Source organism: bacterium (genome assembly GCA_035419245.1).
Taxonomy (GTDB): Bacteria; Zhuqueibacterota; Zhuqueibacteria; order Residuimicrobiales; family Residuimicrobiaceae; genus JAKPUX01.
In genome coordinates, this window is the sequence record DAOLSP010000001.1 from 857,893 (window position 1) to 883,281 (window position 25,389).

The 25,389-nt window shown below is 59.7% G+C and carries 21 protein-coding genes; 12 read left to right on the forward strand and 9 right to left on the reverse strand.

The features are described 5' to 3' along the window. The first annotated feature begins 34 nt into the window (after positions 1–34). Genes PLH32_03435 through PLH32_03445 form a run of 3 tightly spaced genes read left to right on the forward strand, consistent with a single transcriptional unit; the run spans position 35 to position 1,746 of the window. The gene (locus PLH32_03435) at positions 35–844 is read left to right on the forward strand and encodes an inositol monophosphatase family protein (protein ID HQJ63641.1); all 810 of its coding nucleotides are present in this window, start codon (positions 35–37) and stop codon (positions 842–844) included. Between the two features lie 3 nt (positions 845–847). After that, a complete protein-coding gene (locus PLH32_03440) occupies positions 848–1,294 on the forward strand; it encodes a hypothetical protein (protein HQJ63642.1) in 447 nt (148 codons plus the stop codon). Next, complete coding sequence (locus PLH32_03445; GenBank protein HQJ63643.1) at positions 1,279–1,746, forward strand: metal-dependent hydrolase; 468 nt, start codon at positions 1,279–1,281, stop codon at positions 1,744–1,746. Before PLH32_03440 ends, PLH32_03445 begins: the two co-directional genes overlap by 16 nt. A gap of 49 nt (positions 1,747–1,795) precedes the next feature. Here the strand turns inward: PLH32_03445 and PLH32_03450 are convergent, their stop codons facing one another. From PLH32_03450 to PLH32_03460, 3 genes are all read right to left on the reverse strand, one after another. Continuing rightward, positions 1,796–2,842: a hypothetical protein gene (locus PLH32_03450; protein HQJ63644.1), complete on the reverse strand. Its 1,047-nt coding sequence runs from the start codon at positions 2,840–2,842 to the stop codon at positions 1,796–1,798. Positions 2,843–2,902: 60 nt separating this feature from the next. Further along, on the reverse strand, positions 2,903–3,826 hold the full coding sequence (locus PLH32_03455) for a M23 family metallopeptidase (GenBank protein HQJ63645.1): 924 nt from the start codon (positions 3,824–3,826) through the stop codon (positions 2,903–2,905). 172 nt (positions 3,827–3,998) lie between these two features. Continuing rightward, on the reverse strand, positions 3,999–4,844 hold the full coding sequence (locus PLH32_03460; GenBank protein HQJ63646.1) for an RNA polymerase sigma factor RpoD/SigA: 846 nt from the start codon (positions 4,842–4,844) through the stop codon (positions 3,999–4,001). A gap of 232 nt (positions 4,845–5,076) precedes the next feature. Between PLH32_03460 and PLH32_03465 the strand changes: the two genes are divergently transcribed. Beyond that, a complete protein-coding gene (locus tag PLH32_03465) occupies positions 5,077–5,493 on the forward strand; it encodes a hypothetical protein (GenBank protein ID HQJ63647.1) in 417 nt (138 codons plus the stop codon). A gap of 61 nt (positions 5,494–5,554) precedes the next feature. On the opposite strand, the gene PLH32_03470 is transcribed toward PLH32_03465, so the two are convergent. Both PLH32_03470 and PLH32_03475 read right to left on the reverse strand, forming a co-directional pair. Continuing rightward, positions 5,555–6,463, reverse strand: coding sequence for a DUF58 domain-containing protein (locus tag PLH32_03470; GenBank protein HQJ63648.1), 909 nt, complete (start codon positions 6,461–6,463; stop codon positions 5,555–5,557). Positions 6,464–6,466: 3 nt separating this feature from the next. Continuing rightward, positions 6,467–7,465, reverse strand: coding sequence for an AAA family ATPase (locus tag PLH32_03475; GenBank protein HQJ63649.1), 999 nt, complete (start codon positions 7,463–7,465; stop codon positions 6,467–6,469). 202 nt (positions 7,466–7,667) lie between these two features. Between PLH32_03475 and rlmN the strand changes: the two genes are divergently transcribed. The 6 genes from rlmN to PLH32_03505 all read left to right on the forward strand — a co-directional run bounded on the left by rlmN (position 7,668) and on the right by PLH32_03505 (position 15,944). Then, on the forward strand, positions 7,668–8,708 hold the full coding sequence (gene rlmN, locus PLH32_03480; GenBank protein ID HQJ63650.1) for a 23S rRNA (adenine(2503)-C(2))-methyltransferase RlmN: 1,041 nt from the start codon (positions 7,668–7,670) through the stop codon (positions 8,706–8,708). Between the two features lie 15 nt (positions 8,709–8,723). Further along, entirely contained in the window at positions 8,724–10,175 is a 1,452-nt protein-coding gene (locus PLH32_03485) for an alpha/beta fold hydrolase (protein HQJ63651.1), read from the forward strand. A 121-nt stretch (positions 10,176–10,296) separates the two neighbouring features. Next, complete coding sequence (locus PLH32_03490) at positions 10,297–11,607, forward strand: bifunctional lysine ketoglutarate reductase /saccharopine dehydrogenase family protein (GenBank protein ID HQJ63652.1); 1,311 nt, start codon at positions 10,297–10,299, stop codon at positions 11,605–11,607. 10 nt (positions 11,608–11,617) lie between these two features. Continuing rightward, on the forward strand, positions 11,618–12,943 hold the full coding sequence (locus tag PLH32_03495; GenBank protein ID HQJ63653.1) for a saccharopine dehydrogenase C-terminal domain-containing protein: 1,326 nt from the start codon (positions 11,618–11,620) through the stop codon (positions 12,941–12,943). 97 nt (positions 12,944–13,040) lie between these two features. Then, positions 13,041–13,640, forward strand: a complete 600-nt coding sequence (locus PLH32_03500; protein ID HQJ63654.1) for a hypothetical protein — start codon at positions 13,041–13,043, stop codon at positions 13,638–13,640. 33 nt (positions 13,641–13,673) lie between these two features. Then, complete coding sequence (locus PLH32_03505) at positions 13,674–15,944, forward strand: SDR family NAD(P)-dependent oxidoreductase (protein HQJ63655.1); 2,271 nt, start codon at positions 13,674–13,676, stop codon at positions 15,942–15,944. Between the two features lie 6 nt (positions 15,945–15,950). On the opposite strand, the gene PLH32_03510 is transcribed toward PLH32_03505, so the two are convergent. Further along, positions 15,951–16,457 (reverse strand): nitroreductase family protein, encoded by a 507-nt coding sequence (locus PLH32_03510; protein HQJ63656.1) that lies wholly within the window; start codon positions 16,455–16,457, stop codon positions 15,951–15,953. Between the two features lie 165 nt (positions 16,458–16,622). Between PLH32_03510 and PLH32_03515 the strand changes: the two genes are divergently transcribed. Next, entirely contained in the window at positions 16,623–18,755 is a 2,133-nt protein-coding gene (locus PLH32_03515) for a YhcH/YjgK/YiaL family protein (GenBank protein ID HQJ63657.1), read from the forward strand. A 61-nt stretch (positions 18,756–18,816) separates the two neighbouring features. Here the strand turns inward: PLH32_03515 and PLH32_03520 are convergent, their stop codons facing one another. Then, positions 18,817–20,748 (reverse strand): ABC transporter ATP-binding protein, encoded by a 1,932-nt coding sequence (locus PLH32_03520; GenBank protein ID HQJ63658.1) that lies wholly within the window; start codon positions 20,746–20,748, stop codon positions 18,817–18,819. A 959-nt stretch (positions 20,749–21,707) separates the two neighbouring features. On the opposite strand from PLH32_03520, the gene PLH32_03525 reads away from it, so the two are divergent. Then, positions 21,708–22,199: a hypothetical protein gene (locus PLH32_03525; GenBank protein HQJ63659.1), complete on the forward strand. Its 492-nt coding sequence runs from the start codon at positions 21,708–21,710 to the stop codon at positions 22,197–22,199. Positions 22,200–22,285: 86 nt separating this feature from the next. Here PLH32_03525 and PLH32_03530 read toward each other — a convergent pair whose 3' ends face one another. After that, positions 22,286–23,749 (reverse strand): NADH-quinone oxidoreductase subunit N, encoded by a 1,464-nt coding sequence (locus PLH32_03530; protein ID HQJ63660.1) that lies wholly within the window; start codon positions 23,747–23,749, stop codon positions 22,286–22,288. Between the two features lie 14 nt (positions 23,750–23,763). After that, positions 23,764–25,284 carry an NADH-quinone oxidoreductase subunit M gene (locus PLH32_03535; protein HQJ63661.1) on the reverse strand — a complete coding sequence of 507 codons (1,521 nt, stop codon included), beginning with the start codon at positions 25,282–25,284 and terminating at the stop codon, positions 23,764–23,766. Between the last annotated feature and the right edge of the window lie 105 nt (positions 25,285–25,389).

A 25,389-nucleotide genomic window follows, 5' to 3' on the forward strand; every position in this document is an offset into this window, starting at 1 on the left:
GGCCCCTCGAGCAATATATCAGGATCGGGAAACTATGCAACGACTTGGCAAGGAACGGGAGGAGGCCATCGCCGCAGCGCGCGCAGCCGCCGTTGTACTGATGCGCCACTTCGGCGCCATTCAAAGGGAGCAGATCGATCTCAAGGGGGCGGCAGATTTCGTCACCTTTGTCGACAAGAGTTCGGAACAGCTGATCATCGACCGGCTGAGCCGTGCCTTTCCCGCTCATTCCTTTTATGCAGAGGAATCAAGCCGGGCGGATGGCGGTGGTTGCCGCTGGATTATCGATCCCCTCGATGGCACCACCAATTACATTCATGCCATCCCGGTTTTTTCGATCTCGATCGCCCTGGAGGTGGAGGGCGAAATCCAGTTCGGGCTGGTGCTGGATCCGGTACGCGATGAACTCTTCACCGCTGAGAAGGGGGACGGAGCAACCTGTAACGGTGCGGCCATCGCGGTTTCGGCCACCACAGAGCCCGGGCGAAGCCTTCTGGCCACGGGATTCCCCTTCAAACAGAAACACCATCTGGACATCTACCTCGAGGCCTTCCGCGCGCTCTTCCTGCAAGTCAGCGGCGTTCGTCGCCTCGGCTCGGCCGCCCTGGATCTCTGTTATGTGGCCTGCGGCCGGTTTGAGGGCTATTGGGAGATGGGCCTTTCGCCCTGGGATGCCGCGGCAGCGAGCCTGATCCTGACGGAAGCAGGGGGACGGATCAGCGATTTCAGCGGCGGCGATCGGGCGGTATGGAGCGGGAATGTGGTGGCTTCCAACGGACGGCTGCATGAGATGATGCTGCAGGTTACGCGCCGCCACCTTGCACCGCTGGTTGCCGGAGCCTGAACTGTGCGGCGCCGGTTTCGCATGGTGTTGCTGCTGCTGGCGATGGCCGGAATGACCTGGTATGGAAAGGCGGACAATCCGGCGGTCACCCTGCAGGACTGCTTGAACGATCCGGCGCGATACGACGGCCGGCGCATCATTCTTGCCACGGAGGTGACGGTGGTGCGGATCTGGCCGGACAGTTTGTGGGTTCGGCAGATGGGCCGACTCTGTACGGTTTTAGGGCCGCCTGGTACGGCGCAACCGGGTGATTATCTCAGTCTTGTGGGTATCTTTCGCGCTCCCGCCCGGCTCGACTTGGAGCAGCTGCATCCCGCCAAAGGCCGCCGCGCCAAAATTCTCTGGTCGGCCTTGCCGCCGCTCATCCTCGCCGGATTTTGGCTTGCCGCCTACCGTTTCAGATTCAGCACACTATGCTGGGAGGAACGGAAGTCATGCCAGACCTGGTGACCCATACCTTCGCGGCCTGGCTGCTGGCACGGCCCGAGCGCTGGCGCAAGGTACGGCTTTTTTTCTTCGTCGGCGCCATTCTGCCCGACATCATCTCCCGCCCCATTTATATTCTTCAACCCCGCTGGCAGGGCTATACGGTCGCCCTGCATACCCCTCTGTTCGCCCTCCTTTGCGCTCTGCTGCTCGCCGAATTCATGGCGCCGGCGCTGCGCTGCGCCGCCCGTATCGCAATCAGCGCCGGGATACTCCTCCACTTCGTCCTCGACTTGATGCAGAGCCATCTCGGCGCCGGCTACTACTGGTTTTTCCCTTTTTCCTGGCGGAGCTTCGAGCTGGGCTGGTTCTGGCCCGAGACGACGGTCTCGTGGATTCCGCTCTGGCTGGGGCTGATGGCGGCGGCGGAAGCGATGCTTTGGTGGCGCCGATCCCGGCATTCTTCCGGTGTATGAACACCCACGCGCTGCCTTCCGCTTGCCCGAACCACACGGCTCATTCAGTTCAGGGCTGGTCTGCCTCCAGCGCCGTCTCCCCCTCCCGTTTCAGCCACTCGCTGGCCTTCTCTTTCTTGTCCTGCGCGCGTCCGGCGACCTCCATCGCGACCGGGCACGCCAGAACCTGCCGGTACCAGGTGGCGGCCCTCTGTTTTTCACCGAGGGCATCACAGCACTGGGCGATTTTCCAGAGGATGACCAGCTCGTTGTAGCCGTTGTTATGCGCGGCGCGGCGGGTTACGTGTAATAGGGCGGTATAGCTCTCGAGAGCGGCGGCCCAATCCGTCTTGAGAAACTGGGCTTCGGCGAGCGGCCACAGGAAAAAACGGCTTGAGGGGTAGCGTGCCAGCCCGAGGCGAGCAAAGGCGATGGCATGGTCATATTGCTTCTCGCGAAGGTAAATCCAGGTGAGGTTGGACCAGGCGGAGGCGGGGGAGAAACGGGTGCATTCACTGGCGCGCAGGATATTGGCGATACCCTCACGGCGGCGGTCCGGAAAGAAGGGCAGCCAGGAAAAATGGAAGGTTACGCGGCTGCGCCAGTACTGCCAGGTGCCGATACCGAGGCGGGCATCGCAGTAGGTGCTGTCCTGGCGGAGGAGGGGCTCCAGGTAATCGAGGGCCGACTGGATGGCGCGATAGGCGGGCCAATATTTCCCCTCGCGGCTGAGCTGGGCGCTCTTGTAGGCATATGCGGCGCCCGCATAGAATTGGGCGTCCGGATCGCGGGGTTGCGAGCGCAGCAGCCGTTTGGCCAGAGCGATGGTGGTATCGATGCCTTGATAAAAAGCGTCGCGCCATTCGCCCGATTCAAAATCGAGCATCATCGATTGGCAGATAGCGGCGCGATAAAAGGGGCCTTCCGGTCGGCCGGGATAGTCGCGGATGACGCGGTCGAAGAGGTCGAGCGCCCGGTCATACTCATGGATCACCCCCCATTCAATGCCCTGGCGCAGCACGGCCGCATCGGGCTGGCTCGAGAAGAGCAACCGCGGGCCTAAGAGGAGGAGGAGAGCCGCCGCCAAGCGGATCGGCGCAGGAAGAGAAGGGGTCATATGGCTCCGGGCAAAAAAAAAGCCTGTCCGATCGACAGGCTTTGCAGTGAACTCTCGGGACTAGTCCATGATGTACTGGAAAGGATCCACGGGCTTGCCATTCACGATCACCTCGTAATGGAGGTGGGGACCGGTAGAGCGTCCGGTGTCGCCAACGCGGCCAATCAAGGTATAGCGGCTGACGGTCTGGCCGGGCTTTACCAAGATGGATTCGAGATGGGCATAGCGGGTGAAGCGCCCATAACCATGATCGATCAGCAAATATTTGCCGTAGTCATGATTGGGCCGGTAGCTGGTGACCACTTCAACCACTTTGCCATCGGCGCTGGCGTACACTTCGGTGCCGCGGGGGGCAGAAAAATCGACACCTTCGTGATGTTTGAACCGGTCGATAAAGGGATCGAGCCGGTACCCGAATTTATCCGTTACTCTGCCACCGCCCAAAGGCCTTATGGATGGGGTTTGTTTCAAGCGCCGCAGGTTATTGTAATACTCTTTCATGATCTCCTGGCGGCTCTCCACGGCCAATTCCGCACGTTGCGAGAGGTTGTCCAGCAGGGTCTTCATCTGGAAGGCCTGCTGGTTCACGTTGCCGGCTCCATAGGTCAGGTCGATGGCCGCAGCGTTGATATTTCCACCAACCCCCATCTTCTTGATATCGCTGTTGATGGCGGGCAGGTCGACAAAAACGCGCAGATCATCATCCTGTTTTTCTACGGATTGCAGTTTGGCTTCGAGCGTGCGGACCTGTTTGTTCATGTCCGCAAGCAGAGACTGCAAGCGGCTGTTACTGCGGCTGAGGCTGGCCATCTGATAATCGCTGTAGAGCAGATTGATCAGACTGGCACTGACCACAACCACCAGCACGATCGTGGCGATACCTAACGCAATGATTCCGACGATTTTTTTCCAGCCTAGACTAATTTCCTTAAGTTCTGTACCCCCCAAAGAGAAATAGAGAAGCTTCAATTGTTTGTTGCTCATTTCTATTTCCTTTGAGTTAAATGATAGATTCTCCTGTCCTTAGATGCCTAAAACCTGATCTACTGAACGGGGATAGAGATGGAGGGTAATGAATCAATGTACTAATCCGAAAGAAAATAGTCAAGTAAAAATTGCCTTCTAATTTTTAACTCTATGATAAATATGGAGATTTTCAGCCCAAATATTTACGCAGAAGGTTGCTGCGGGAGTTATGACGCAGGCGGCGGAGGGCTTTTTCCTTGATCTGCCGGACGCGTTCGCGGGTGAGGACGAAGCGCTGGCCGATCTCCTCGAGGGTGAGGGGGTGTTCCATGCCGAGGCCGAAATAGAGGCGGATGACCTCGGCTTCGCGGCTGTCGAGGGAGGCGAGGGCGCGCTCGATCTCGATGCGCAGGGATTCCGCCTGAAGTTGCGAATCGGGCGCGGGCATCTCATAGTCCTCGATGACGTCCATCAGCTTGTTCTCCTCCTCTTCATCGATCGGGGCATCGAGGGAGAGTTGTTTGCTGGTGTTGCTCATCAGGTCGGAGATGTCGGCGGGGCTCATGTCCATCTCTTCGGCCAGCTCTTCGTTGGTGGGCTCGCGTTCGTATTCCTGTTCGAGCGAGGAGAAGAGCTTTTCGATCTTGTTGAGGGCGCCGATCCGGTTAAGCGGTATGCGGACGATGCGGGACTGTTCGGCGAGAGCCTGAAGGATAGACTGGCGGATCCACCATACGGCATAGGAGATGAACTTGAAGCCGCGGCTTTCGTCGAAGCGCGTAGCCGCTTTGAGCAGGCCGAGATTGCCTTCATTGATGAGATCGCCGAGGGAGAGGCCCTGGTTCTGATACTGTTTAGCGACGCTGACGACGAATCGGAGATTGGACTTGGTGAGGAGCTCCAACGCTTCCTGATCACCAGAGCGGATGCGGCCTGCCAGTTCGATCTCTTCACCGGCGGTGAGGAGGGGAATCTCGTTGATTTCGCGTAAATAGCGGTCGAGGGAGTCCTCGACGTTCGCGATCTGAAAAAGCATCCCTGTCCCTGCCAATCTTCACCCCCCGAGTTTCCGAACTTGGCTTCTGCGGGCCTATCGGGCTAATATAAGGAAAGCGAGCCACTTTGTCAAGATATGATTTCTCCGATCGGTGATTATTTGGCGTCCGCGCCGCCAAAATGGCCAAAACGCAGAAAAGAATTGACTTTGACCGAAAACTTATTATATTATTATTGAGATCTTTCCGCACTCTCACATTCAGGACAGGGGTATGTTGCGACTTGCCGTAGCGCTCACCGTTATTGCTCTGATCTTGCTCAATACGCTGCTGTTCGGCGGGGCCATTATCTCCTCGTTTCAGGGCGAAGCGGGTTACAATCAGGTTGAGATCAAATGGATCGTCGCTGCCGAGAACAATCTCCGCAGCTATCAGCTGTTACGTTCCCTGGACAACCATGATTTCGAGAGCATCGCTGTCATCGATGCAAAAAAACTGGAGAGCGGCGAGAAAACCTATTCCTATCTCGATAAGAGTGTCTTCAAGGAAAACAACCACGAATTCTATTACAAGCTGCGCATGGTCAACGACGATGGCTCCACCACCGACTACGACAAGGTCCTGCGCCTGACGCCGCAGATTTCCTCCGCCCGGCAGACCTGGGGCAGTATCAAGGCGATGTTCCGCTGAATCCGTTTGTTTTTTAAAAGCCCGGTTTTCCGGGCTTTTTTTATCCCCTCTCGGGCAGAACTCAACCGCCGATCCGCTGGCGTTTGCTGAGATATTGCAGCAGCGCCCCCTCGAACGAGACCCCTGTATCCATCAAGACATAATCAATGCGGTTCTCACGGCACTGGCGCCGCAGCGTCTCGATGTGCCCGGCCATCAGGCGGCGGTAGTCGCCGCGGATATGCCAGGGCTGCGTCGTCATGGTGTCGCCGTTTTCGATATCGATAAAGAGGCCCTCCTCGCTGAAATCGAAAGAGCGTTCCAGCGGGTCGAGGAGGTGAAAGACGATGACCTCGTGGTGATTGTGGCGGAAATGTTTGAGGCCGGAGATAATCCGCTGGGGTTCATCGAGCAGGTCTGAGAAGAGCATGATCAGCCCGCGGCGATGAATGCGCTCGGCCATCTGGTGCAGTGTTTGGGCGACATCGGTGATGGCCGAAGGGGTGGTGTTTTGCATCTCTTGCAGCAGCAGGCTCAGGTAACTGGAGATCGAGCGCGGCGGCAGGTAGCGGCGGATCGTTTTATCGAAGGTGACCAGACCGACTGCGTCGCGCTGGCCAATCATCAGGTAGGCCAGGGCAGCCGCCAGGAAGGTGGCATATTGCAGTTTGGTGACCGCCCCCGAGCCGTAGCCCATGGAGGCTGACGCGTCGAGCAAGAGCCAGGCCTTGAGATTGGTCTCCTCCTCGTACTCCTTGAGGTAGTAGCGGTGGGTCTTGGCGTAGACCTTCCAGTCGATGTGGCGGATGTCGTCCCCAGGCATGTAGGGGCGGTGTTCGGCAAATTCGACGCTGAAGCCATGGTAAGGGCTGCGGTGCAGTCCGGTGATAAAGCCCTCGACCACCAGGCGAGCGACGAGGTTGAGATTGTGCAGCTTGGATACAGTCGCGGGCTCGAGGAACTGCCGGTAGTTCGGCGCGGCGGCGGCCATGACCTACCTCTCCTGCTCCGCGATCAGGCGGTCGATGATCTGGCTGGTGGTGACCCCCTCCGCCTCGGCGTTGAAATTGGCGACGAGGCGGTGACGTAACACCGGTTTGGCGAGAGCGCGCACGTCGGCGATATCGGGGGTGGGGCGGCCGTGGAGGATAGCGCGGGTCTTGGCGCCGAGGATCAGGTATTGCGAGGCGCGCGGGCCGGCGCCCCAGGTGATCCACTCGCGGATGAAAGCCGGTGCATGCGCGGAGCCCGGCCGGGTACTGCGGGCCAGGCGCACGGCGTAGTGGATGACGTTTTCTGCTACCGGCACCCGGCGCACCAGATCCTGGAGGGCGATGATGTCGGCGGCCTTGAGAACCACCCGGAGATCGGCCTGATAGGCACTGGTCGTGGCCCGCACGATCTGCTCCTCCTCCTCTTCTTGAGGGTAATCCACCCAAAGGTTGAACATGAAACGGTCGAGCTGGGCCTCGGGCAGGGGGTAGGTGCCTTCCTGTTCGATCGGATTCTGAGTGGCGAGGACGAAAAAGGGCTCGTCGAGTTTGTAGGTGACTCCGGCGGCGGACACTTCATGCTCCTGCATCGCCTGGAGCAAGGCCGACTGGGTCTTGGGCGGTGTGCGGTTGATCTCGTCGGCGAGGATGATGTTGGCGAAAATCGGGCCCTTGGCATATTTAAAAGCCTTGCGGCCGCTGCCCGGTTCCTCCTCGATCACTTCGGTGCCGGTGATGTCGGAGGGCATCAAATCCGGGGTGAACTGGATGCGCTTGAATTCGAGGTCCAGGACGCGCGCCAGCGTGCTGATCAGCAGGGTCTTGGCCAGGCCGGGAACGCCCACCAGCAGGGCGTGTCCGCGGGCCAGCAGCGAGATGAGCAGTTCGTCGATCACCTGGTGCTGGCCGATGATGATCTTGCCGATTTCGTTCTTGATAGCCTGGTAGGCTTGATTGAGCTGTTGCACCGCATCCAGATCGTGGGCACCACGCACTTCCATGCCGCCTCCGGGAAAAGTTTTATTATCCAGCACAACTTACGCAAATCCGCGGCAAAAATCAACCGCGGCGATCGTCCTTTTATAACCGGCCTATACGGATTGTTGTTCCAGATTGCGGAAAAGATTGGAAAATTGCTCAAGATGGATTAATTTAAGGGCGGAAATAAGGCCGGTCGATATGAATAAGCGCTGCTGGGAGACGATGAAAACCAACCTTGTCGGCATGAACCGCTCCGATCTGGAAGCCTATGCGCAATCGATCGGGGAGAAACCCTTCCGCGGCAGGCAGCTCTTCAGCTGGATCTATGCCAAAGGGAAGGCCGATTTTGCGGAAATGAGCGATCTGGCCAAGGCCACCCGCCTGAAACTGGCGCAAGTGGCGGAGCTGGGCTGGATGACCCTGGAGCAAAAGGCGGTCTCATCGGCGAGCAGTTCGGTCAAATATCTCTTCCGCCTCGGCGACGGCGCCCTGATTGAATCGGTCTACATCCCCGAGGCCGGGCGGCGGACCCTGTGCATCTCCTCGCAGGTGGGCTGCGCCCTAGGCTGCACCTTTTGCGCCACAGGTGCCCTCGGCTTCAGGCGCAGCCTGACCATCGGCGAGATCGTCGATCAGGTGCTGCAAACCGCACGCGATATCGGCGCCCAGCCGACGAACATCGTCTTCATGGGCATGGGCGAGCCGATGGTCAACTACGAGGCCACCATGGCCGCTGCAGCCTTGATCAACGACGCCGAAGGTATCGCCATCGGCCACCGCCACATCGTCATTTCCACGGTCGGAATCCCGTCTGCTATCCTGCGCTACGCCGATGAGGGGCAACCCTTCCGGCTCGCCATTTCACTGCACTCGGCCATTGATGAAAAGCGACGGCAGATCGTCCCCATCGGCCGGCGTCATCCGCTGCCCGAACTGCTGAATGCCGTCAAGTACTATGCCAAAAAAGCGCGCCGACGCCCCACATTTGAATACGTCCTCCTGGCCGATTTCAATGACGGTGAAGAAGATGCCGCGGCCCTGCGCCGGCTGGCGGCCGAGGTGCCCTGCAAGGTCAACCTGATCCCCTACAACCCGGCCCTCTCTGGCTTCGGCTTCCGGCGTCCCGATGACGGACAGGTTGCGCGCTTTGCCGCTTGGCTGGCGCCCCTGCATGCCCCAGTTTCGGTGCGCTGGAGCAAGGGGACCGATATTGACGCCGCCTGCGGGCAGCTGGCGGGCAAGGCGATTGCACACCATCGATAATCCCGGAGGAAAACCATGTTTAGAATAGACAAGATCATCGGCATCGGCCTGACCGTTCTGCTCCTCGGCGCCGGCGCCCTGCTGGCCCAGCCAGAAGATCAGCATCCCACGCCGCCGGACCGGATCACCGGCGCATGGCAGGGAACCCTCAAGGTAATGGGCAGCGAGCTGCGTCTGGTTTTCCGGATCGCGCAGAGTGCGGACGGCACGCTCACCGCTCTGCTCGACAGCCCCGATCAGGGAGCCAAGGATATCCCGACCTCGAAAGTGACCTTTGAAAGGGATTCCTTGAGGATCGAATCGGCTCTGATCCATGGACTCTATCAGGGGCGCTTTCATCGCGACAGTCTGGTTTTCGCCGGGTTTTGGAAGCAGGGTGGGATGAGCTTTCCGCTTGATCTGAAACGGGGCGAGGTCAGTATGCGGCGTCCCCAGGAACCCGCCCTGCCCCTGCCCTACCGAAGCGAGGAGGTGACGGTGCACAACACTACGGCGGGCATCGACCTGGCCGGAACCCTCACGCGTCCCGCTTCGGGTGGGCCCTTCCCGGCCGCGGTGCTGATCACCGGCTCCGGCCCGCAGGATCGTGATGAAGCCCTCATGGGCCACCGCCCCTTTCTGGTGCTTGCCGACTATCTGACCCGTCATGGTATCGCGGTATTGCGCATGGACGACCGTGGTGTGGGCAAGTCGAAGGGATCCTTCGCTGCAGCGACCACGCCCGACTTTACCGGTGATGCCCTGGCGGGGGTCGCTTACCTCAAGTCGCTGCCCTTCGTTCAGCCCCGGCAGATCGGCCTGATCGGTCACAGCGAGGGCGGCATCGTCGCCCCCATGGCTGCAAACCGCTCGCGGGATGTCGCCTGGATCATCCTCCTGGCGGGCACCGGTCTGCCCGGCGAGGAGATTCTCTACCGCCAGGGTGAGCTGATCGCCCGGGCCAGCGGGGCAAGCGCAGCGGCCATCGCCAATGAGCGGACGATCCAGGAGAAGCTCTTTGCGGTCGTGAAGACGGAGAAAAACGATTCGCTGGCGGCTGCAAAGCTGCGCCCGATCTTGGAGGCGGCAATCGCCGGATTGAGCGAGGAAGAAAAAAAGGCGATGGGACCCGCGGATCTTTATTTTAACGGACAGATCCGCCAGATCACCTCGCCCTGGTTCCGCTATTTCCTAACCTACGATCCGGTCCCGGCGCTGAAAAGGGTGAAATGTCCGGTGCTGGCGATCAACGGCGCCCTCGATCTTCAGGTGCCGCCGCGCGAGAACCTCCAGGCCATCGAGCGGGCCCTCCAGGCGGGCGGCAACCGTGACTATACGGTTCGGCTGTTTCCCGGCCTCAACCATCTCTTTCAGAATGCCACCACCGGCGCGCCGTCCGAGTACGGCCAGATCGAGGAGACCCTTTCGCCGGTGGTACTGGAGACGTTGACAGAGTGGATTTTGGCCCGTACGGCAAAAATCCATTGACATTCTGGACGATTTTTGTTAGAATAGGGGACGGTTGCATCAAGGCACCCGGACGGATTGCGAACCGCCCCGGCCTGCTGCTTCCTGGACCGCCATACGATCGAACTGAATGGAGCGGCTAATGAAAACAAGCATCGGGATCCGGCGCGAAGACAAGAATATCTGGGAACGCCGATCAGCCATCATACCGGAACATCTCAGCCGACTGCGGGAGGCGCTCCCGCTTGAGGCTATCTGTCAGCCCTTCCAGACGCGTGCCTTCTCCGACGAGGAGTACGAGCGCGCCGGCGCCCGCATCCAGGACGATCTCTCCCCCTGCGCCATCATCTTCGGCATCAAGGAGATTCCCATCGAACGGCTGATGCCGCGAAAAACCTATCTTTTCTTCTCCCATACCATCAAGGGGCAGCCCTATAATATGCCGATGCTGGCGCGGTTGCTGGAACTCGGCTGCACCCTGATCGATTATGAATTGATCAAGGATGCCAACGGCCGCCGTCTGGTCTTTTTCGGCCGCTTCGCGGGCATGGCCGGCATGGTCGACACCCTGCACACCCTTGGGCTCCGGCTCCGCCATATCGGTTACGATACCCCCCTGACGGAGATTCGCATGGCCTATCAATACCGCGACATCGCCGAGGCCAAGGCCGAGGTCAAGCGGGTCGGCAACAAGATTGCCGCCACTGGTCTGCCCAAAGCCATCCGCCCGATGGTCATCGGTTTTTCCGGTTATGGACACGTTTCCAAGGGCGCCCAGGAGGTCTTCGATCTTCTGCCCCATCAGGAAGTCGAACCGCAGGAGATCAGCGCCTTGAGCCCGAACCATGATGGCCTGTTTCACAAGGTGGTTTTTGCCGAGCGCGACATGGTCCGGCCGATCGACCCCGGCAAGAGTTTCGAGCTGAATGATTATTTCGAGCGGCCGGAAGGGTACCTTTCGCAGTTCGAGGCGCATTTGCCCCATCTCAGCGCCCTGGTAAACGGCATCTACTGGGACAATCGTTATCCCCGGCTGCTCACCAAGCACTATCTTAAGACGCGCTGGGCGCAGAGCGAACCGCTCAAGCTGCAGGTTGTCGGCGACATCAGCTGCGATATCAACGGCTCAATCGAGTGCACCGAGAAAGCCACCGCACCGGATCACCCGATGTATGTCTATGATCCCCGGTCCGACTCCATCCGCGACGGGGTTGAGGGGGAGGGCGTGGTGATTTTGGCGGTTGACAATTTGCCCGCCGAGGTGCCCCGGGATGCCTCCCGGGCTTTCAGCGAGTCCCTGCTGCCCTTCATGCCGGCCATTTGTATGGCCGACTATACCCAGCCGCTGGAGGCTCTCAAGCTGCCGCCGGAGATCAAGAATGCGATCCTCTGCCATCAGGGTGCGTTGTCACCCGCGTTCCGTTATTTACGGGAACATCTAAACAAAGCGTAAGGAGAAAGGTATGAAAAAAGTTCTGGTTCTGGGCGCTGGTCTGGTCTCTCGTCCCCTGGTCCGTTACCTGCTCGATCAGCCGGATACGCAGGTCATCATCGCCAGCCGCACGGTCAGCAAGGCCGAGGCGCTGATCGAAGGCCATCCCGGCGGCAAGGCGGTGGCGGCGACGGTACAGGAGAAGGAGAAACTCGAAAGTCTGGTGGCGGAAGCCGATGTGGCCATCAGCCTGCTGCCCTGGATCTATCATGTGCAGGTGGCCGAGATGTGCCTCAAGAACAAGACCCATCTGGTGACCACCAGCTATGTAAGTCCGGCAATGCGGGCTCTCGACCAGCAGGCGAAGGACCAGGGTTTGCTTTTTCTGAATGAGATCGGTCTTGATCCTGGCATCGATCATATGTCGGCGATGAAGATGATCCATGAAGTGGCGCACAAGGGGGGACGGGTGACCTCTTTTGAATCGGTCTGCGGTGGCCTGCCGGCGCCCGAAGCCAATGACAATCCTTGGGGCTACAAGTTCTCATGGAGCCCGCGCGGCGTGCTGCTGGCAGGCCGCAACTCCGCCCATTTCCTCCGGGATGGAAAGGATATGGTGATCGAGAACCGCGACCTCTTTCGTACTGTTATGATCAAGAGCGTCAAGGGCATCGGCTGGCTCGAGGTCTATCCCAATCGCGATTCGATGCTTTACCAGGAACTCTATGGCCTCAAGGAGGCCAAAACCATTTTCCGCGGCACCTTCCGCAATCCCGGCTGGTGTGAAACACTCGAAAAGGTCGTGCTGCTCGGTTTTCTCAACGACAGCGAACGGCCGGAGATCCTCAAATGGAACTGGGCACAGCTGACCGCCTCCCTGATTGGCGCCAAGCCGGAGAATGTCAAGGCGGCCATGGCCCGCCATCTCGAGATACCGGAGGTTCACGAGGTGATCAAACGTTTCGAATGGCTGGGTCTTTTCAGCACGGAGCCGGTGACGAGCAATCCACCAACCCTTCTGGATGCCCTCACCGCTTTGATGGAGAAAAAGATGGCCTATCGTCCAGGCGAGCGCGACCTGGTTGTGCTGCAGCACGAGTTCGTCGCGGAGTACCCGGGCGGCAAGAAGGAGGCGATCACCAGCCTGCTGGTCGATTACGGCATCCCTCACGGCGATACCTCGATGGCGCGCACGGTCAGCCTCCCCGCCGCGGTCGCTGTCAAACTGATGAACCAGGGCAAGATAACCCTCACCGGTGTTCATATTCCCATCGTGCCCGAAATCTATGAACCGGTACTGGATGAACTCGAAAAGATGAACATCCGCTTCGTCGATAGCTACAAGTTCCTGGCCTGATCGGCCAGCGCAACAAAAAGAGCCCGGATCGACCGGGCTCTTTTTGCTTTGCCTGTTGCCATGAGCCGGGGCCGCATCAACTCAGAAGGAGAATGAAATGAAGCTCCTGGCATGGAGCCTGATGGCGATGGTGCTTTTTCCCTTCGCATGTGATCGGCAAGATGCTGCCCGGGAGCACTTCCTCCTGGATGCCCTGCAGCGCCGGCCGGGAATGGAGATCCAGGACTATTACAAGCTCCTTTATCAGGGCCGATTCGGCATCGGCCACCTTATCTCTTCTCGGGAGGCAGCCCGAGAGTATCTGCTGGCAGAGATCGCTGACCTCCCGGAGAGCGACGATGAGCCACTGCTGGAGCCTTGCTCGCCCGACGGGCATATGGTGCGCGTCAACCTGAGGCCTTTTATCCGTTCCGGTCTTGATCCAGAGAGGCTCCTTGATGCTATGTTGGCAAGCCTGAGCGCTACCCACCCCGACACTACGGCCTTGCGCAGCGACTGGGAGGTTGTCGGTGCCCTGATTCGGAAGGGGCGAATGCCCGGGGATGTCGCTCTTTATCGTGAATTTACCCGTAAGGTGATCGCAGCGCGTTTTCCAGCGCTTCACCACTCAGAGGGCTACACAGCACGGTATCACCCCGCCTATCGCGTGGTATTACGGGACAAATTCCTCCAGTTTTGCCCGCAAAGGGGCCATTAATGGGACATTAAAAAAAGCGGAATGGAAGCTGATATGAATAAAACGGTGCTCCTCACCGGCGCCTCATTCGGCATCGGCTATGAACTGGCCAAACTTTTCGCCCGCGATCATCATCACCTGGTGCTGGTGGCTCGCAGCGGGGACAAGCTGGCCGCGGACGCGGAAGAGCTGACTCGGCTCGGTGCGGCCTCGGTCCTTTGCCTGGTCCGGGATCTGTCCCAGGTCGAATCCCCTGATGAAATATTCAGGTACGTGACCGAAAAAGAGCTGCAGATCGACATCCTGGTCAACAATGCCGGTTTCGGCGACCATGGCCCCTTTGCCGAAACCGAATGGGAGAAAGACGCCGCGATGGTTCAGGTCAACATCACCAGCCTGCTCCATCTGACCCGGCTTTTTTTGCCGGGGATGATCGAGCGCCGCAGCGGCCAAATCCTCAATGTCGCCTCCACCGCGGCCTTTCAACCCGGGCCGTACATGGCCCTCTATTACGCCTCCAAGGCTTTCGTTCTCTCCTTCAGCGAGGCCCTGGCCGAGGAGTGCCGGGAGAGCGGGGTGATTGTCACGGCGCTCTGTCCCGGGCCGACCGCGACGGAATTCCAGGCGCGCGCCCATACGGAAGGCACGGCCATTTCCGGGTCCGGAAGGGGCGTACTCCGGATGATGGATGCCACTGCAGTGGCCCGCCTCGGCTACCGTGCGATGCTTGCCGGGAAGCGCGTGGCGGTGACCGGCGCCCTCAACCGCATCGGCGCCTGGAGCGGGCGCCATCTGCCTCGCCCCCTGATCATGAAGACGATCAAGCAGATTCATCGCAAACGGCCGCTCCTCCTACTTGCCCTCTGCACCGTGCTGGCGGGATTCCGTGGCACCGCTCGGGCGGGGGATGAGCCGCCGGCTATGCTGCGAGAGATGCGGGGCGTCTGGGTGGCCACGGTGGCCAATATCGACTGGCCCTCCCGGCCCGGACTGCCGGTGGCGGAGCAGCAGACCGAGGCGCTGGCAATCCTCGACCGGGTGCAGGCCTTGAAGATGAATGCCGTGATCCTGCAGGTGCGACCGCAGGCGGACGCCCTCTACGCCTCCACACTGGAGCCCTGGTCCTATTATCTGACCGGTGAGCAAGGCAGGGCCCCGGAACCCTGGTATGATCCCCTCGAATTCTGGGTTGCACAGGCCCACGCGCGTGGCCTCGAACTGCATGCCTGGTTCAATCCCTACCGCGCCGGTCATCCAGCGATGCACAATGCCTTTTCGAACCACTCGGTTGTCCGCCGCCACCCCGAATGGGTGCATGCCCTGGCCGACACCGGCTACTACTGGCTCGATCCGGCCGTCAAGGGGGTGCAAGAACACTCCCTGGCGGTGGTCCTGGATGTGGTGCGGCGCTATGATGTGGACGGGATCCATTTCGATGACTATTTTTATCCCTATCGCGAGTACAACCGCGGCGGCGATTTTCCCGACGAAGCGGCCTGGCAAGCATACCGCGCCGGCGGCGGCCGTCTTGCGCGCGACGACTGGCGGCGCGATGCGGTCAACCGCTTCATCGAGAAGGTCTACAAAGGGATTAAAAAGGCAAAGCCCTGGGTCAAGTTCGGCATCAGCCCCTTCGGGGTCTACCGGCCGGGCTACCCGGAGGGCTACGGCGGGGGATTCGATCAGTATGCTGTACTCTATGCGGATGCGCGGCTGTGGCTCAACAGGGGTTGGGTCGATTATTTTACACCGCAGCTCTACTGGAACATTTCCAACCTGCAGACGAGCTACCCAGTGCTTCTGGGATGGTGGCAGGGGGAGAACTGCAAGGGACGGCAGCTGTGGCCGGGCCTCTATATGCGCCCCGAGATTGAGCGCCGACAGATGGCCCTGGAAATTGTCAACCAGGTCATGGTGACGCGCGGCATGCTGCGCGCAGCGCCCGGGACGATCCTCTTCAGCATGCGTTCACTAATGAATGCCGACAGCGTCTATTTCAAGGTGCTCGCACAGGGCCCCTTTGCCCGGGCGGCGTTGATGCCCGCCTGCCGCTGGCTCGACGATCGGGCTCCCGAACCGCCGCTGGTGCAGGTCACGGCGAATGACAGCGGTCATCACCTCATCTGGCAGCCACGCGGCAAGGAGAAGCCCTTCCTCTATGCGCTTTACTTCAAGAGCGCCGGCCGTTGGCGCCAGAAACTCTTCCCGGCGGTGGTCACGGAGACGGATCTGCCTGGCGCCGGCGGCGGGATCTCCGCCCTTGCTGTGACCGCCGTCGACCGTGTCGGCAATGAGAGCAAGCGCAGGGTGATCGTCCTCGAATAGGCTGGTTCAGCCTCCGCGCCGGACCAGCTCGGTCAGCTTCTTGCGGTGTTTGGCGCCAGGGCTGTCGGCGGGGTAGCCGAGCGGCGTAAAGGCGACGGGCACAGCGCTCTCCGGCAGCTGCAGAACAGCGCGCGCGGCCTGGGGATCGAAGGCGGCGATCCAGCAGGTGCCAAGGCCGAGATCGGTCGCGGCCAGGATGAGGTGATCGAAGGCGATGGCGGCATCCACAAGGGCATAATTAGCACCATCGCGGCGCGACCAGGCCTCATCCGGCAGGGCAACAATGGCCAGGACCAGCGGCGCCTGGACAAACCAGGGCCGGCTGTATATGCGCCCCAGCTCGGCCTCGCGGCCGCGGGTTTCCAATACGAACAGCTGGAAGGGCTGGCGATTGCAGGCCGTGGGGGCGAGGTTCGCCGCCTGGAGCACCCGTTCCAGCTTTTCAGACTCCACCGGATCCGCCTTGTAGGCGCGTACGCTGTAACGGGATTGGATGACCTGCTGGAATTCCATGGGCTCTCCTCGGTTTGTTTTTTTGCTGTTTTGCCGTGGGGACTCTGGCGATAAAATACGAAAATCAGGCCTGATTGTCAACGGGGGTTTCAGCCCGAGTTGTTTCCTGATACTCATCTCGCCATGGGCGAGTATTCACGGAACCGGCTCTATCAGGAGGATTCCTTGAAAAAAAGTGTGCTGATTGTTATCGGCATCCTGGCCGCCACCGGGTTCGGCCTTGCCCAGCCGAAACGGGAAGGTTACGATTCCACGGCGGTAGCCCGCATCCGTGCAGAGGGTTTGAATCATTCCCGGGTCATGGATTTTTTTGAAATTTTGACCGATATCTATGGTCCGCGACTGAGCGGATCGCCCGCATACCGGGCGGCGGCGGAGTGGGCGCGCGGCGAACTCGAGACGATCGGCCTCGCGCAAGCCCGTTTGGAGGCATGGGGACCCTGGGGCCGCGGCTGGACCCTGAAAAACTACTCGGCTATGGTCTTTGGTCGGCAGAATTTTCCCTTGATCTCCTGGCCCAAGGCCTGGTCCCCTTCCCTGGCGGAGAGCGAAGCCGAGCTTCTCTATATCGATGCGCAAAGCGACAGCGCCGTCCTACGCTATTCTGGACAGATCAAGGGCAAATTCGTCCTCCTTAACGACGCCCATGATCTCCAGGTCCCCTTTGAAGCCTATGCCAGCCGCATTCCCGATTCTACGCTGCTCAAGCTCGCCAATTCGGATGGTCGGCGCCGCGGCGGACGTCGTTTTGAACGCAGCCCCGAAATGACGCGGCGCCGGCGGGTCGCCTGGCGCAAGATGAAGCTCTGTTTTGACGAAGGGGCGAAGGCCATTCTTACCTCGAGCCAGCGCGATGGTGGCATCATCGATGTGACGGCGGTCTCCTATCCGCAGCATCCCGATTCGCTCTGGAGTTCGGCCCCCAAGGTTTATGCCAGCAATGCGCCGCGGATGATCCCACAGATCGCCGTTGCGGCCGAGCAGTACAATCGCCTGGTCCGGATGATTCAGCATGGCGAGAAACCCAGGCTGGAGCTGGAGATCGAGGCTGCTTTCAGCAAGGCCGACTCGGGCTATAATGTGCTTGCGGAACTCCCGGGAACCGACCTCAAGGACGAGATTGTCCTGATCGGCGCTCATTTTGACTCCTGGCACGGAGGAACGGGCGCGGCCGACAACGCCAGCGGTTGCGCGGTGGCGATGGAAGCGATGCGTATCCTCAAAGACCTCGATCTTAAACCCCGCCGCACCATCCGGATCGGCCTCTGGGATGCAGAGGAGCATGGTTTTCTCGGGTCGCGCGGCTACATCAGCAGCCATCTGGCGACGCGCGAGGGCGGCGTCAACGATCGCGGCGGCCGGGTCGTCCTCAAGCCGGAGGGTGACCAGTTTTCGGTTTATTTCAACATGGACAACGGCTGCGGCAAGTTCCGCGGCATCTATCTGCAGGGCAACGAGGCCTGCCGGCCTATCTTCCGCGCCTGGCTCGAGCCCTTCAATGACCTCGGTGCGGCCACCGTCACCCTGGCCAGCACCGGCGGGACCGATCACCAGGCCTTCGACGGCGTGGGGCTGCCGGGATTTCAGTTCATCCAGGACGAACTGGATTACGACGCCCGCGTCCATCATTCGGATATGGATCTTTATGAACGCTGCCCGGCCGGAGATCTGCAGCAAGCGGCCGTGATCATGGCCGCCTTTGCCTACAACGCCGCCATGCGCGACGAAAAGATCCCGCGCAAGCCGGCTATGGCCGCTGCCGAACCGTTTTTCGCTTCCGGCCGCCCCGCGGCTCCGCCGCCCCAGCCGGAAACCGCTACAAAGGAGAAGAGGATGAAGAACACAGCTCTGATTATGGATACCTTGCTGCATGCTGAAACCTATTTTGCTCTGCATCCCGCGTTCGCCCAAGCGTTCGCTTTTCTGCGACAGCCCGGCCTGGCACAGCTGGCGCCTGGCCGATATGAGATCGACGGTGACCGGATCTTTTGCACCATCAGCGAAGGGTCCGGCAAGGGCAAAGGGGGAGCACGGCTTGAGGCCCACCGCAAGTACATCGATATCCAGTATGTCATCGCCGGGACTGATGTGATGGGCTGGAGTCCACTCACGGCTTGTCAGACGCCTGATGGAGATTTTGACCCGGGCAAGGATATCATCTTTTTCCGTGATGCACCGCAGCGCTGGACCGAGGTCGTACCCGGCGCTTTTACCATCTTCTTTCCGGAGGATGTCCATGCTCCAATGGGCGGGACGGGCTTGATTCGCAAGGCGGTGATAAAGGTGGCGGTGGACTGATGATCAGGCGGCATGGTACCATAAAAAAGGCGGAGGGGATTCGCCTTTTTTATTTCCGGGTTCACTCCGGCTGGTCTTTGCGGAACTGGGTCTCATAAAGGGTGGCATAGAGCCCGCCCCGATTGAGCAGGGAATCATGGGTGCCGGTTTCTATGATCCGGCCGCGGTCCATGACCAGGATTTGATCAGCCGCCAGGATGGTGCTAAGACGATGCGCGATGACCACATTGGTGCGATCGGCCATGACCTTCTCGAGCGCATCCTGAATCAGCGCCTCGGACTGGCTATCGAGGCTGCTGGTGGCCTCATCCAGAAGTAGGATTCGCGGGTTTTTTAAGATCACCCGCGCCAGGGCGAGCCGTTGTTTCTCGCCTCCGCTCAGCCGGAATCCCCGTTCACCGACAATGGTGTCGTATCCCTCGGGCAGCTCGCGGATGAAATCGTGGATGTTGGCAACCCGGCAGGCTGCCTCCAGCTCGCTCTGGTCGGCATCCAGCTTGGCATACTGCAAATTGGTGCGTATGGTGTCATGGAAGAGATGCACTTCCTGGGTGACCATGCCGATCTGGGCCACCAGCGATTCCAGAGTCACATCGCGCAGGTCCTGACCATCCAGGCGGACTACGCCGGCGGTCGGATCATAGAGGCGGGGGATGAGATAGGTGAGCGTCGTTTTGCCGGCGCCGCTCGGACCGACGATGGCGACAATCTGGCCCGGCGCCGCACAAAAACTGATCGCTTCGAGGGCATTGGTGCGCGCCTGACTGCGCGCGGCACTCTCCTCCTCCTTGCTCGCCAGCTTGCCCGAGAGCACGCCGGCGACCTGGTCCATGCTCCCATAGCGATACACATCACTGAGCAGTTGACTCTCGCTTTTGTCGTACTGGAAATAGACCTCCTCGAAACGGATCTCCCCCCTGACCCGCTGCAGCACGCTCGCTCCCGGTTTTTCAGGGATGCCGGCCGGCATGTCGATCACCTCAAAGACGCGTTCAAAGCTCACCATCGAGGTCGCGAATTCCACCGGGGCATTGGAGAGCGACTGGAGGGCGCCGTAAAGTTGCACAAGATATGAGCCGAAGGCCACGATCGTCCCGACCGTGAAAGCCCCTTTGATGACAAAATAGCCGCCCAGGCCGTAGACCAGAGCAGTGCCGACGGCGCTGATCAGACCGATGATGGCCATGAAGATGGAGCCCGTGAAGGCGCGCCGGACGCCGAGATCGCGCACCTGCGCGGCCCGTTCGCTGAAGCGTTCGATCTCGAGCTGTCGGCGGCCGAACAGTTTGACCAGCAGCGCGCCGCCGATATTCAACGTCTCGTTCATCATCGCGTTCATCCGGGCGTTGGCTTCCATTTGATTACGGGCGATCTTGCGCAGCCGGTTCCCTAGGAGCCGCGCCGCCAGAATGAAGAGGGGCATGATGATGACACTGATCAGCGTCAGCCGCCATTCCAGGGTCAGCATGACTGTAAGGACCGCGACGGCTTGGGCCAGCTGGGTGATAATCCCGACGATCGTGCTGCTGATGGCTGTTTGGGCGCCCATCACATCGTTGTTGAGCCGGCTCATCAGCTCACCGGTCTGGGTGTTGGTGAAGAAGCACAACGACATGCGCTGGAGGTTGGCATATAGCTCGTGACGCAAATCGCAAATAACCCCTTCGCCGACGCGCGCGTTCAGACGCCGCTGCGAGACTCCGATGATCCCCGAGAGTGCGGGAATAAGCAATAGGGCCAGAGCGAGATGGATCAGCCGGGGGAGATCCCCCGCCGGGATGGTGCGATCGAGCAGATCGCGAATGATCAGGGGGGTGAGGAGCATCAGGCCGGTCTGTGTCAGGATGAGCAGGAGAATGGCCAGGATGCGGAAACGGTACGCGCGCGCATAGTGCAGCACCCGTTTCAACAGCGGCCAGGTGATCCGGGGTTTTTCATCGGTGGCTTCGATCACGCTGCGCATGCCGTGTCCCAAGCCCATTCGTATCATCATTGCGTCGCTCCGTCACAGTCGCGGTTTCAGGTGAACAGCAGTCCGTTACGCTCAAGCGCGCGGGATGATCTTTCGGCGTGTCGTACCGGCGGCTGAGGCGGTGCAGCACGCCCAGGGACTAAGTTACGAATCCAGCGAGCGAGAGTCCAGCACAAAAATCGTGCAAAAATTGAACAAAAGTACTTGACATGCGCCATCTTTTGATATATATTTATATGTAGCGAAAAAGCGCTAAAAAAGTATAATACATACTGCTTTTTAGCCATGTTCATTCGACGTACCTGGGACAGTTGGGGCTCTGTGCAGCGAAGATCAGGGCATGGGAAGATGTGACTACGTCGGCTCTCTCTGTTGCACAAAACAGCGGCGTCCACCGCTGCAGCTGAAGGCTGAATTACCGATTTCAGGCTTTTCCGCATGCAGGAGCACCCACCTCACTCAGGCAGCTCTTTGGTCCGGCAGCGAGATGGTGTGCGTGTCCGCGGCACTTTCTGGCTTCCATGACCAAAGGGATGAAGGTATGACCCTGGGTATTGTCGCTTTCTTTCCTGGCACCTGTCTCTTCGAGAATTTTTACTCTCCGGACTATCGCCTTGCCGTTGCTGCGGCGCCACCCTCTCTAAACAGGTCTACTACTTTCTGTGACCCGCGATCCCTCCAGGCTGGGGGAGGCCAATGGTCCATCCATCCGGACCATCCTGCGCTTTGGCGCTTGTGAGGGATCCCAATCAGGGCGGGGTGAGCCTTTCACCCCGCCCTCCTCTTTTTCCCCGCGACTAAAACCGGCTAAGAAAGCCCGGGAGTATTCACCTGAAAACAGTCGTCCACTGGTGTTGTGCCTAGGGGTGCAAAGAGATCCTGAAAACTCATTGAATAGTCATGAAGATCAGGAAAAATGATGCACCGATCAAAAGGCGCGGGTTGATCCCCGCCTCCGGGATGTCGTTGCGAAATATCTGATGCGGATCAACAACCAGTTCGATCATCCCAACGAGATCACCTATCAGAGCTATCAGGCGGTCAAATGCTTGCGGGATCTGGGCATTCCCATCGGCTGTCAGACGGTGCTCCTCAAGGGGGTCAACGACGATACCGATATCATGCGTGAGCTGATGCACGGCCTCGGCCGCATGGGCGTCAAGCCTTACTATCTCTATTATGCCGATCTGGTCGAGGGAACCGGCCACTTCCGCACCGAGGTCTACAGAGGCAAGGAGATCTGCCGGGACCTCTGCGGCGCGACCACCGGCTTTTTGCGCCCCACCTTTGTCATTGACGCCCAGGGCGGTCGTGGCAAGATACCGGTGGATTTGGGGTATTCGGACGGAATCAGTGAGGATAGAAAAGGGGGAACCTTCACCTCAGCGATCGGCCTTGGCAAGGTCTATGTCAACGATCCGATAGAACGGGTGGCCGGCAAGCTGGTGCGGTATAACCCGAACCGCCGGTAGCACAGCCGGTCATAGCGGTTCTCCCCTGGAAAGTAAAAAGCCCCTGATCGTAGCAATCGCTCAGGGGCTTGTATTATCAGGAAAACCTACTGCAGCGCCTGCACCGCGGCCAGGGCCCAGTTCTGCAGGGGCACCCAATAGAGGCCGAGGAAAAAGATCGGCAGGACCAGGACCACCAGCAGCGGGGCAAGGGCAACCTTCCAGCGCGGGGCATCCTCGTGGCTGCCCATGTACATCTCGCGCATAATCCGGGTATAGTAAAAGAGGCCCACGACGCTGTTGAGGATGCCGACGAAGGCTAGAGCGATGTACCAGAAGCCGCTGTTGTGAATCAGGGCGGCGAAGAGGAAAAACTTGCCGATGAAACCCGCCAGCGGCGGCAGACCAGCCAGTGAGAAAAGGTAGACACTGAGCACAAAGCCGAGCAGTGGCGCCCGGTAGCCCAATCCCCGGTAATCCGCGATCTCTTCAGAGCCCTGTTTGTCGGCTACAATCTGCACAGCAGCGAAGGCCCCGAGGTTCATCACCAGATAGATTCCGAGGTAGAGCAGTACGGCACCGGCGCCGATCTGATCGATCAGGGCTACGCCCATCAGCATATAGCCGGCGTGGGCTATGGAGGAGTAGGCCAGCAGCCGTTTGATATTGCTCTGATGGATGGCCGTGAGGTTACCGAGGGTCATGGTGATTGCCGAAATCATTCCCAGAAGGATAAAAAGAAGGGTGCGCAGATCGGGTCCAGACTGGGGCAGCAGGGCGGTGAAAAAGCGCAGCATCAGAGCGAAGCCCGCGGCCTTTGGGGCCACGCTGAGGAAGCCGGTGAAAGGGGTGGGCGCACCCTGATAGACATCCGGGCTCCACATGTGGAAGGGAACGGCCGCAGTCTTGAAGCCAAGGCCCGTGAGAATCATCACCAGGGCGATCAGGGCGGCGAGCATCCCGTTCTTGCCGGCGGCCAATACTGGACCGGATTGTGTAAGGGCGGCTGCGATGGCGCTGAACCCCATCGAGCCGGTCAGTCCATAGAGCAGCGAAATGCCGAAGAGCATCACCCCCGAGGCGACACCTCCAAAGATGACATATTTAAGGGCCGCTTCATGCGAGAAAATATTGGCGCGCTTGAATCCCGTCAGTATGTACGAGGCGTAACTGACCATCTCCATGGCAAGGTAGGCCATGAGGAGATTGCGCGCGGCGGCCATCAAGCTGATGCCGATCACGATGGTGAGCAGCAGGGCGGTGAATTCGGGAAACCGATCTTGCGAGAGTTCAACCGACTGTGTGGCAAGGATCAGCACCAGCGCGGCGGCAATCATCGCCAGCCAGAGGAAGAAACGGCTGAACGCATCGACCTGAATCAGGTCGCCGATGGCGCCGTCCTGGGGAAAGCGCAGCGCCAGCAGGGCGGCGAAGGCGAGGAAGAGCAGAGCGATGATCAGGGTGCGCGGGGCGCGCCCTTTGGCGGGGCTCATGCCGGTCAGGAGCACCGCGATCACCCCGGCAGCGAGCGCCAACAGGGGATAGAGCAGGGGGAGTTGTGCCAGAGCCATGAGGTTATCCTCCCTCAGCCTTTGAAAACGGCGAGAATGGTCATCAAGGTTTTGTTGATCAGGTTGAGCGCCGGACCCGGGAAGATGCCGAGGATCACGATCAACGCCGCCAGGGGATAGAGGGTGATGCGTTCACGCCAGGTCAGGTCGGGCAGACCGGCGTATTTTTCGTTGAGCTTCCCGAGAAACATCCGCTGCATTGCCCAGAGGTAATAGGCCGCGGTGATGACGACCGCCAGGGCGGAAAGGATGGTAAGCACCCGATAGGCCGGAAAGGCGCCGGTAAAGACCAGGAACTCGCTGATGAAACCGCACAAGGCAGGCAGGCCGAGGGAGGCCATGAAAGCCAGGCCGGTGAGGCCGGTATATTCTGGCATCTGATAGGCCAGGCCGCCAAAGCCCTCGATCTCGCGGTGGTGGGCGCGGTCATAGATCACGCCCGCTATGAGGAAGAGCATCGGGCTGATGAGACCGTGCGTGAACATCTGAAAGACGCCGCCGACGATCCCCTGGGCGGTAAAAGCTGAAATGCCAAGAAGAACAAAACCCATATGGCTGACCGACGAGTAGGCGATCATTTTCTTCAGGTCTTTCTGCGCGAGGCAGACAAAAGCGCCATAGACGATGCTGATGGCTCCGAAGAGGGCCATGCCCGGGGCGGCCCACTGCGTCGCCTCAGGCAGAATGCCAAAATTGAAACGCAGGATGCCGTAGCCGCCCATCTTCAGCAGGATGCCGGCGAGGATGACGGAGATCGGCGTCGGGGCTTCGACGTGAGCGTCGGGCAACCAGGTGTGGAAGGGGACCATCGGGATCTTGATGGCGAAGCCAATGAAGAGGAGGATGAAGATCAGATGACTGAACTGAATGCCGAGCAATGGCGCTTTGGTGGCGAAATCATTCTCGGCGATCAGCTTGACGATGTTGAAGGTGTGGAGTGTTGGAGTGCCATCGATCAGCGCAGCCGGATTGGAATTGTAATAGAGGGCGATGACCGCCAGCAGCATCAGCACCGACCCGAACAGGGTGTAAAGAAAGAACTTGATGGCCGCATACTCCTTGCGCGGGCCGCCCCAGATGCCGATCAGGAAGTACATCGGCAGCAACATCACCTCCCAGAAAACATAAAACAGGAACATGTCGAGGCTGCAGAAGGTGCCAAGCATGCCGGTCTCGAGCAGGAGCAGCAGGGCGAAGTAGCCGCGTATGTACTTTTCGATACCCCACGAGGCGAGGGTGGCGATGAAGCTGATCAGAACGGTTAAAAAGATCAGCAGCACCGAAAGGCCGTCGACGCCGACGAAATACTCGATGTTGAAGGAACGGATCCATACGAGATGATGCTGCATCTGCATCCCGGCGATGGCGGGATCGAACTGCAGCAGCATCTGGATGCCGAGGAGCAGGGCCAGACCGCTGAAAATCGTGGCTGCCCAACGGATGGCTTTTTTCTGTGCAGCCGGCAGCAGGAGCACGACAGGAATGCCAAGCAAGGGCAAAAAGATGATCCAGGTCAACAGCGTGGATTCGGTCATAATAGGTACTCCATGGTTCGGTAATTTCGTCAACCTAAAAACTCAATCCCGGCTGTCCGGGTGGGCTCCCCCTTCGCACACCAGCCCGCAAGGCCGGGCGGAAGC

Coding starts and splice junctions, on each gene's coding strand:
- PLH32_03530 (HQJ63660.1), bottom strand. CDS start 23,749: ATGGCTCTGGCACAACTCCCCCTGCTCTATCCCCTGTTGGCGCTCGCT.
- PLH32_03490 (HQJ63652.1), top strand. CDS start 10,297: ATGAAAACAAGCATCGGGATCCGGCGCGAAGACAAGAATATCTGGGAA.
- PLH32_03525 (HQJ63659.1), top strand. CDS start 21,708: ATGCGGATCAACAACCAGTTCGATCATCCCAACGAGATCACCTATCAG.
- PLH32_03470 (HQJ63648.1), bottom strand. CDS start 6,463: ATGGCCGCCGCCGCGCCGAACTACCGGCAGTTCCTCGAGCCCGCGACT.
- PLH32_03520 (HQJ63658.1), bottom strand. CDS start 20,748: ATGATGATACGAATGGGCTTGGGACACGGCATGCGCAGCGTGATCGAA.
- PLH32_03455 (HQJ63645.1), bottom strand. CDS start 3,826: ATGAGCAACAAACAATTGAAGCTTCTCTATTTCTCTTTGGGGGGTACA.
- PLH32_03510 (HQJ63656.1), bottom strand. CDS start 16,457: ATGGAATTCCAGCAGGTCATCCAATCCCGTTACAGCGTACGCGCCTAC.
- PLH32_03495 (HQJ63653.1), top strand. CDS start 11,618: ATGAAAAAAGTTCTGGTTCTGGGCGCTGGTCTGGTCTCTCGTCCCCTG.
- PLH32_03445 (HQJ63643.1), top strand. CDS start 1,279: ATGCCAGACCTGGTGACCCATACCTTCGCGGCCTGGCTGCTGGCACGG.
- rlmN (HQJ63650.1), top strand. CDS start 7,668: ATGAAAACCAACCTTGTCGGCATGAACCGCTCCGATCTGGAAGCCTAT.
- PLH32_03450 (HQJ63644.1), bottom strand. CDS start 2,842: ATGACCCCTTCTCTTCCTGCGCCGATCCGCTTGGCGGCGGCTCTCCTC.
- PLH32_03465 (HQJ63647.1), top strand. CDS start 5,077: ATGTTGCGACTTGCCGTAGCGCTCACCGTTATTGCTCTGATCTTGCTC.
- PLH32_03485 (HQJ63651.1), top strand. CDS start 8,724: ATGTTTAGAATAGACAAGATCATCGGCATCGGCCTGACCGTTCTGCTC.
- PLH32_03435 (HQJ63641.1), top strand. CDS start 35: ATGCAACGACTTGGCAAGGAACGGGAGGAGGCCATCGCCGCAGCGCGC.
- PLH32_03500 (HQJ63654.1), top strand. CDS start 13,041: ATGAAGCTCCTGGCATGGAGCCTGATGGCGATGGTGCTTTTTCCCTTC.
- PLH32_03535 (HQJ63661.1), bottom strand. CDS start 25,284: ATGACCGAATCCACGCTGTTGACCTGGATCATCTTTTTGCCCTTGCTT.
- PLH32_03475 (HQJ63649.1), bottom strand. CDS start 7,465: ATGGAAGTGCGTGGTGCCCACGATCTGGATGCGGTGCAACAGCTCAAT.
- PLH32_03460 (HQJ63646.1), bottom strand. CDS start 4,844: ATGCTTTTTCAGATCGCGAACGTCGAGGACTCCCTCGACCGCTATTTA.
- PLH32_03505 (HQJ63655.1), top strand. CDS start 13,674: ATGAATAAAACGGTGCTCCTCACCGGCGCCTCATTCGGCATCGGCTAT.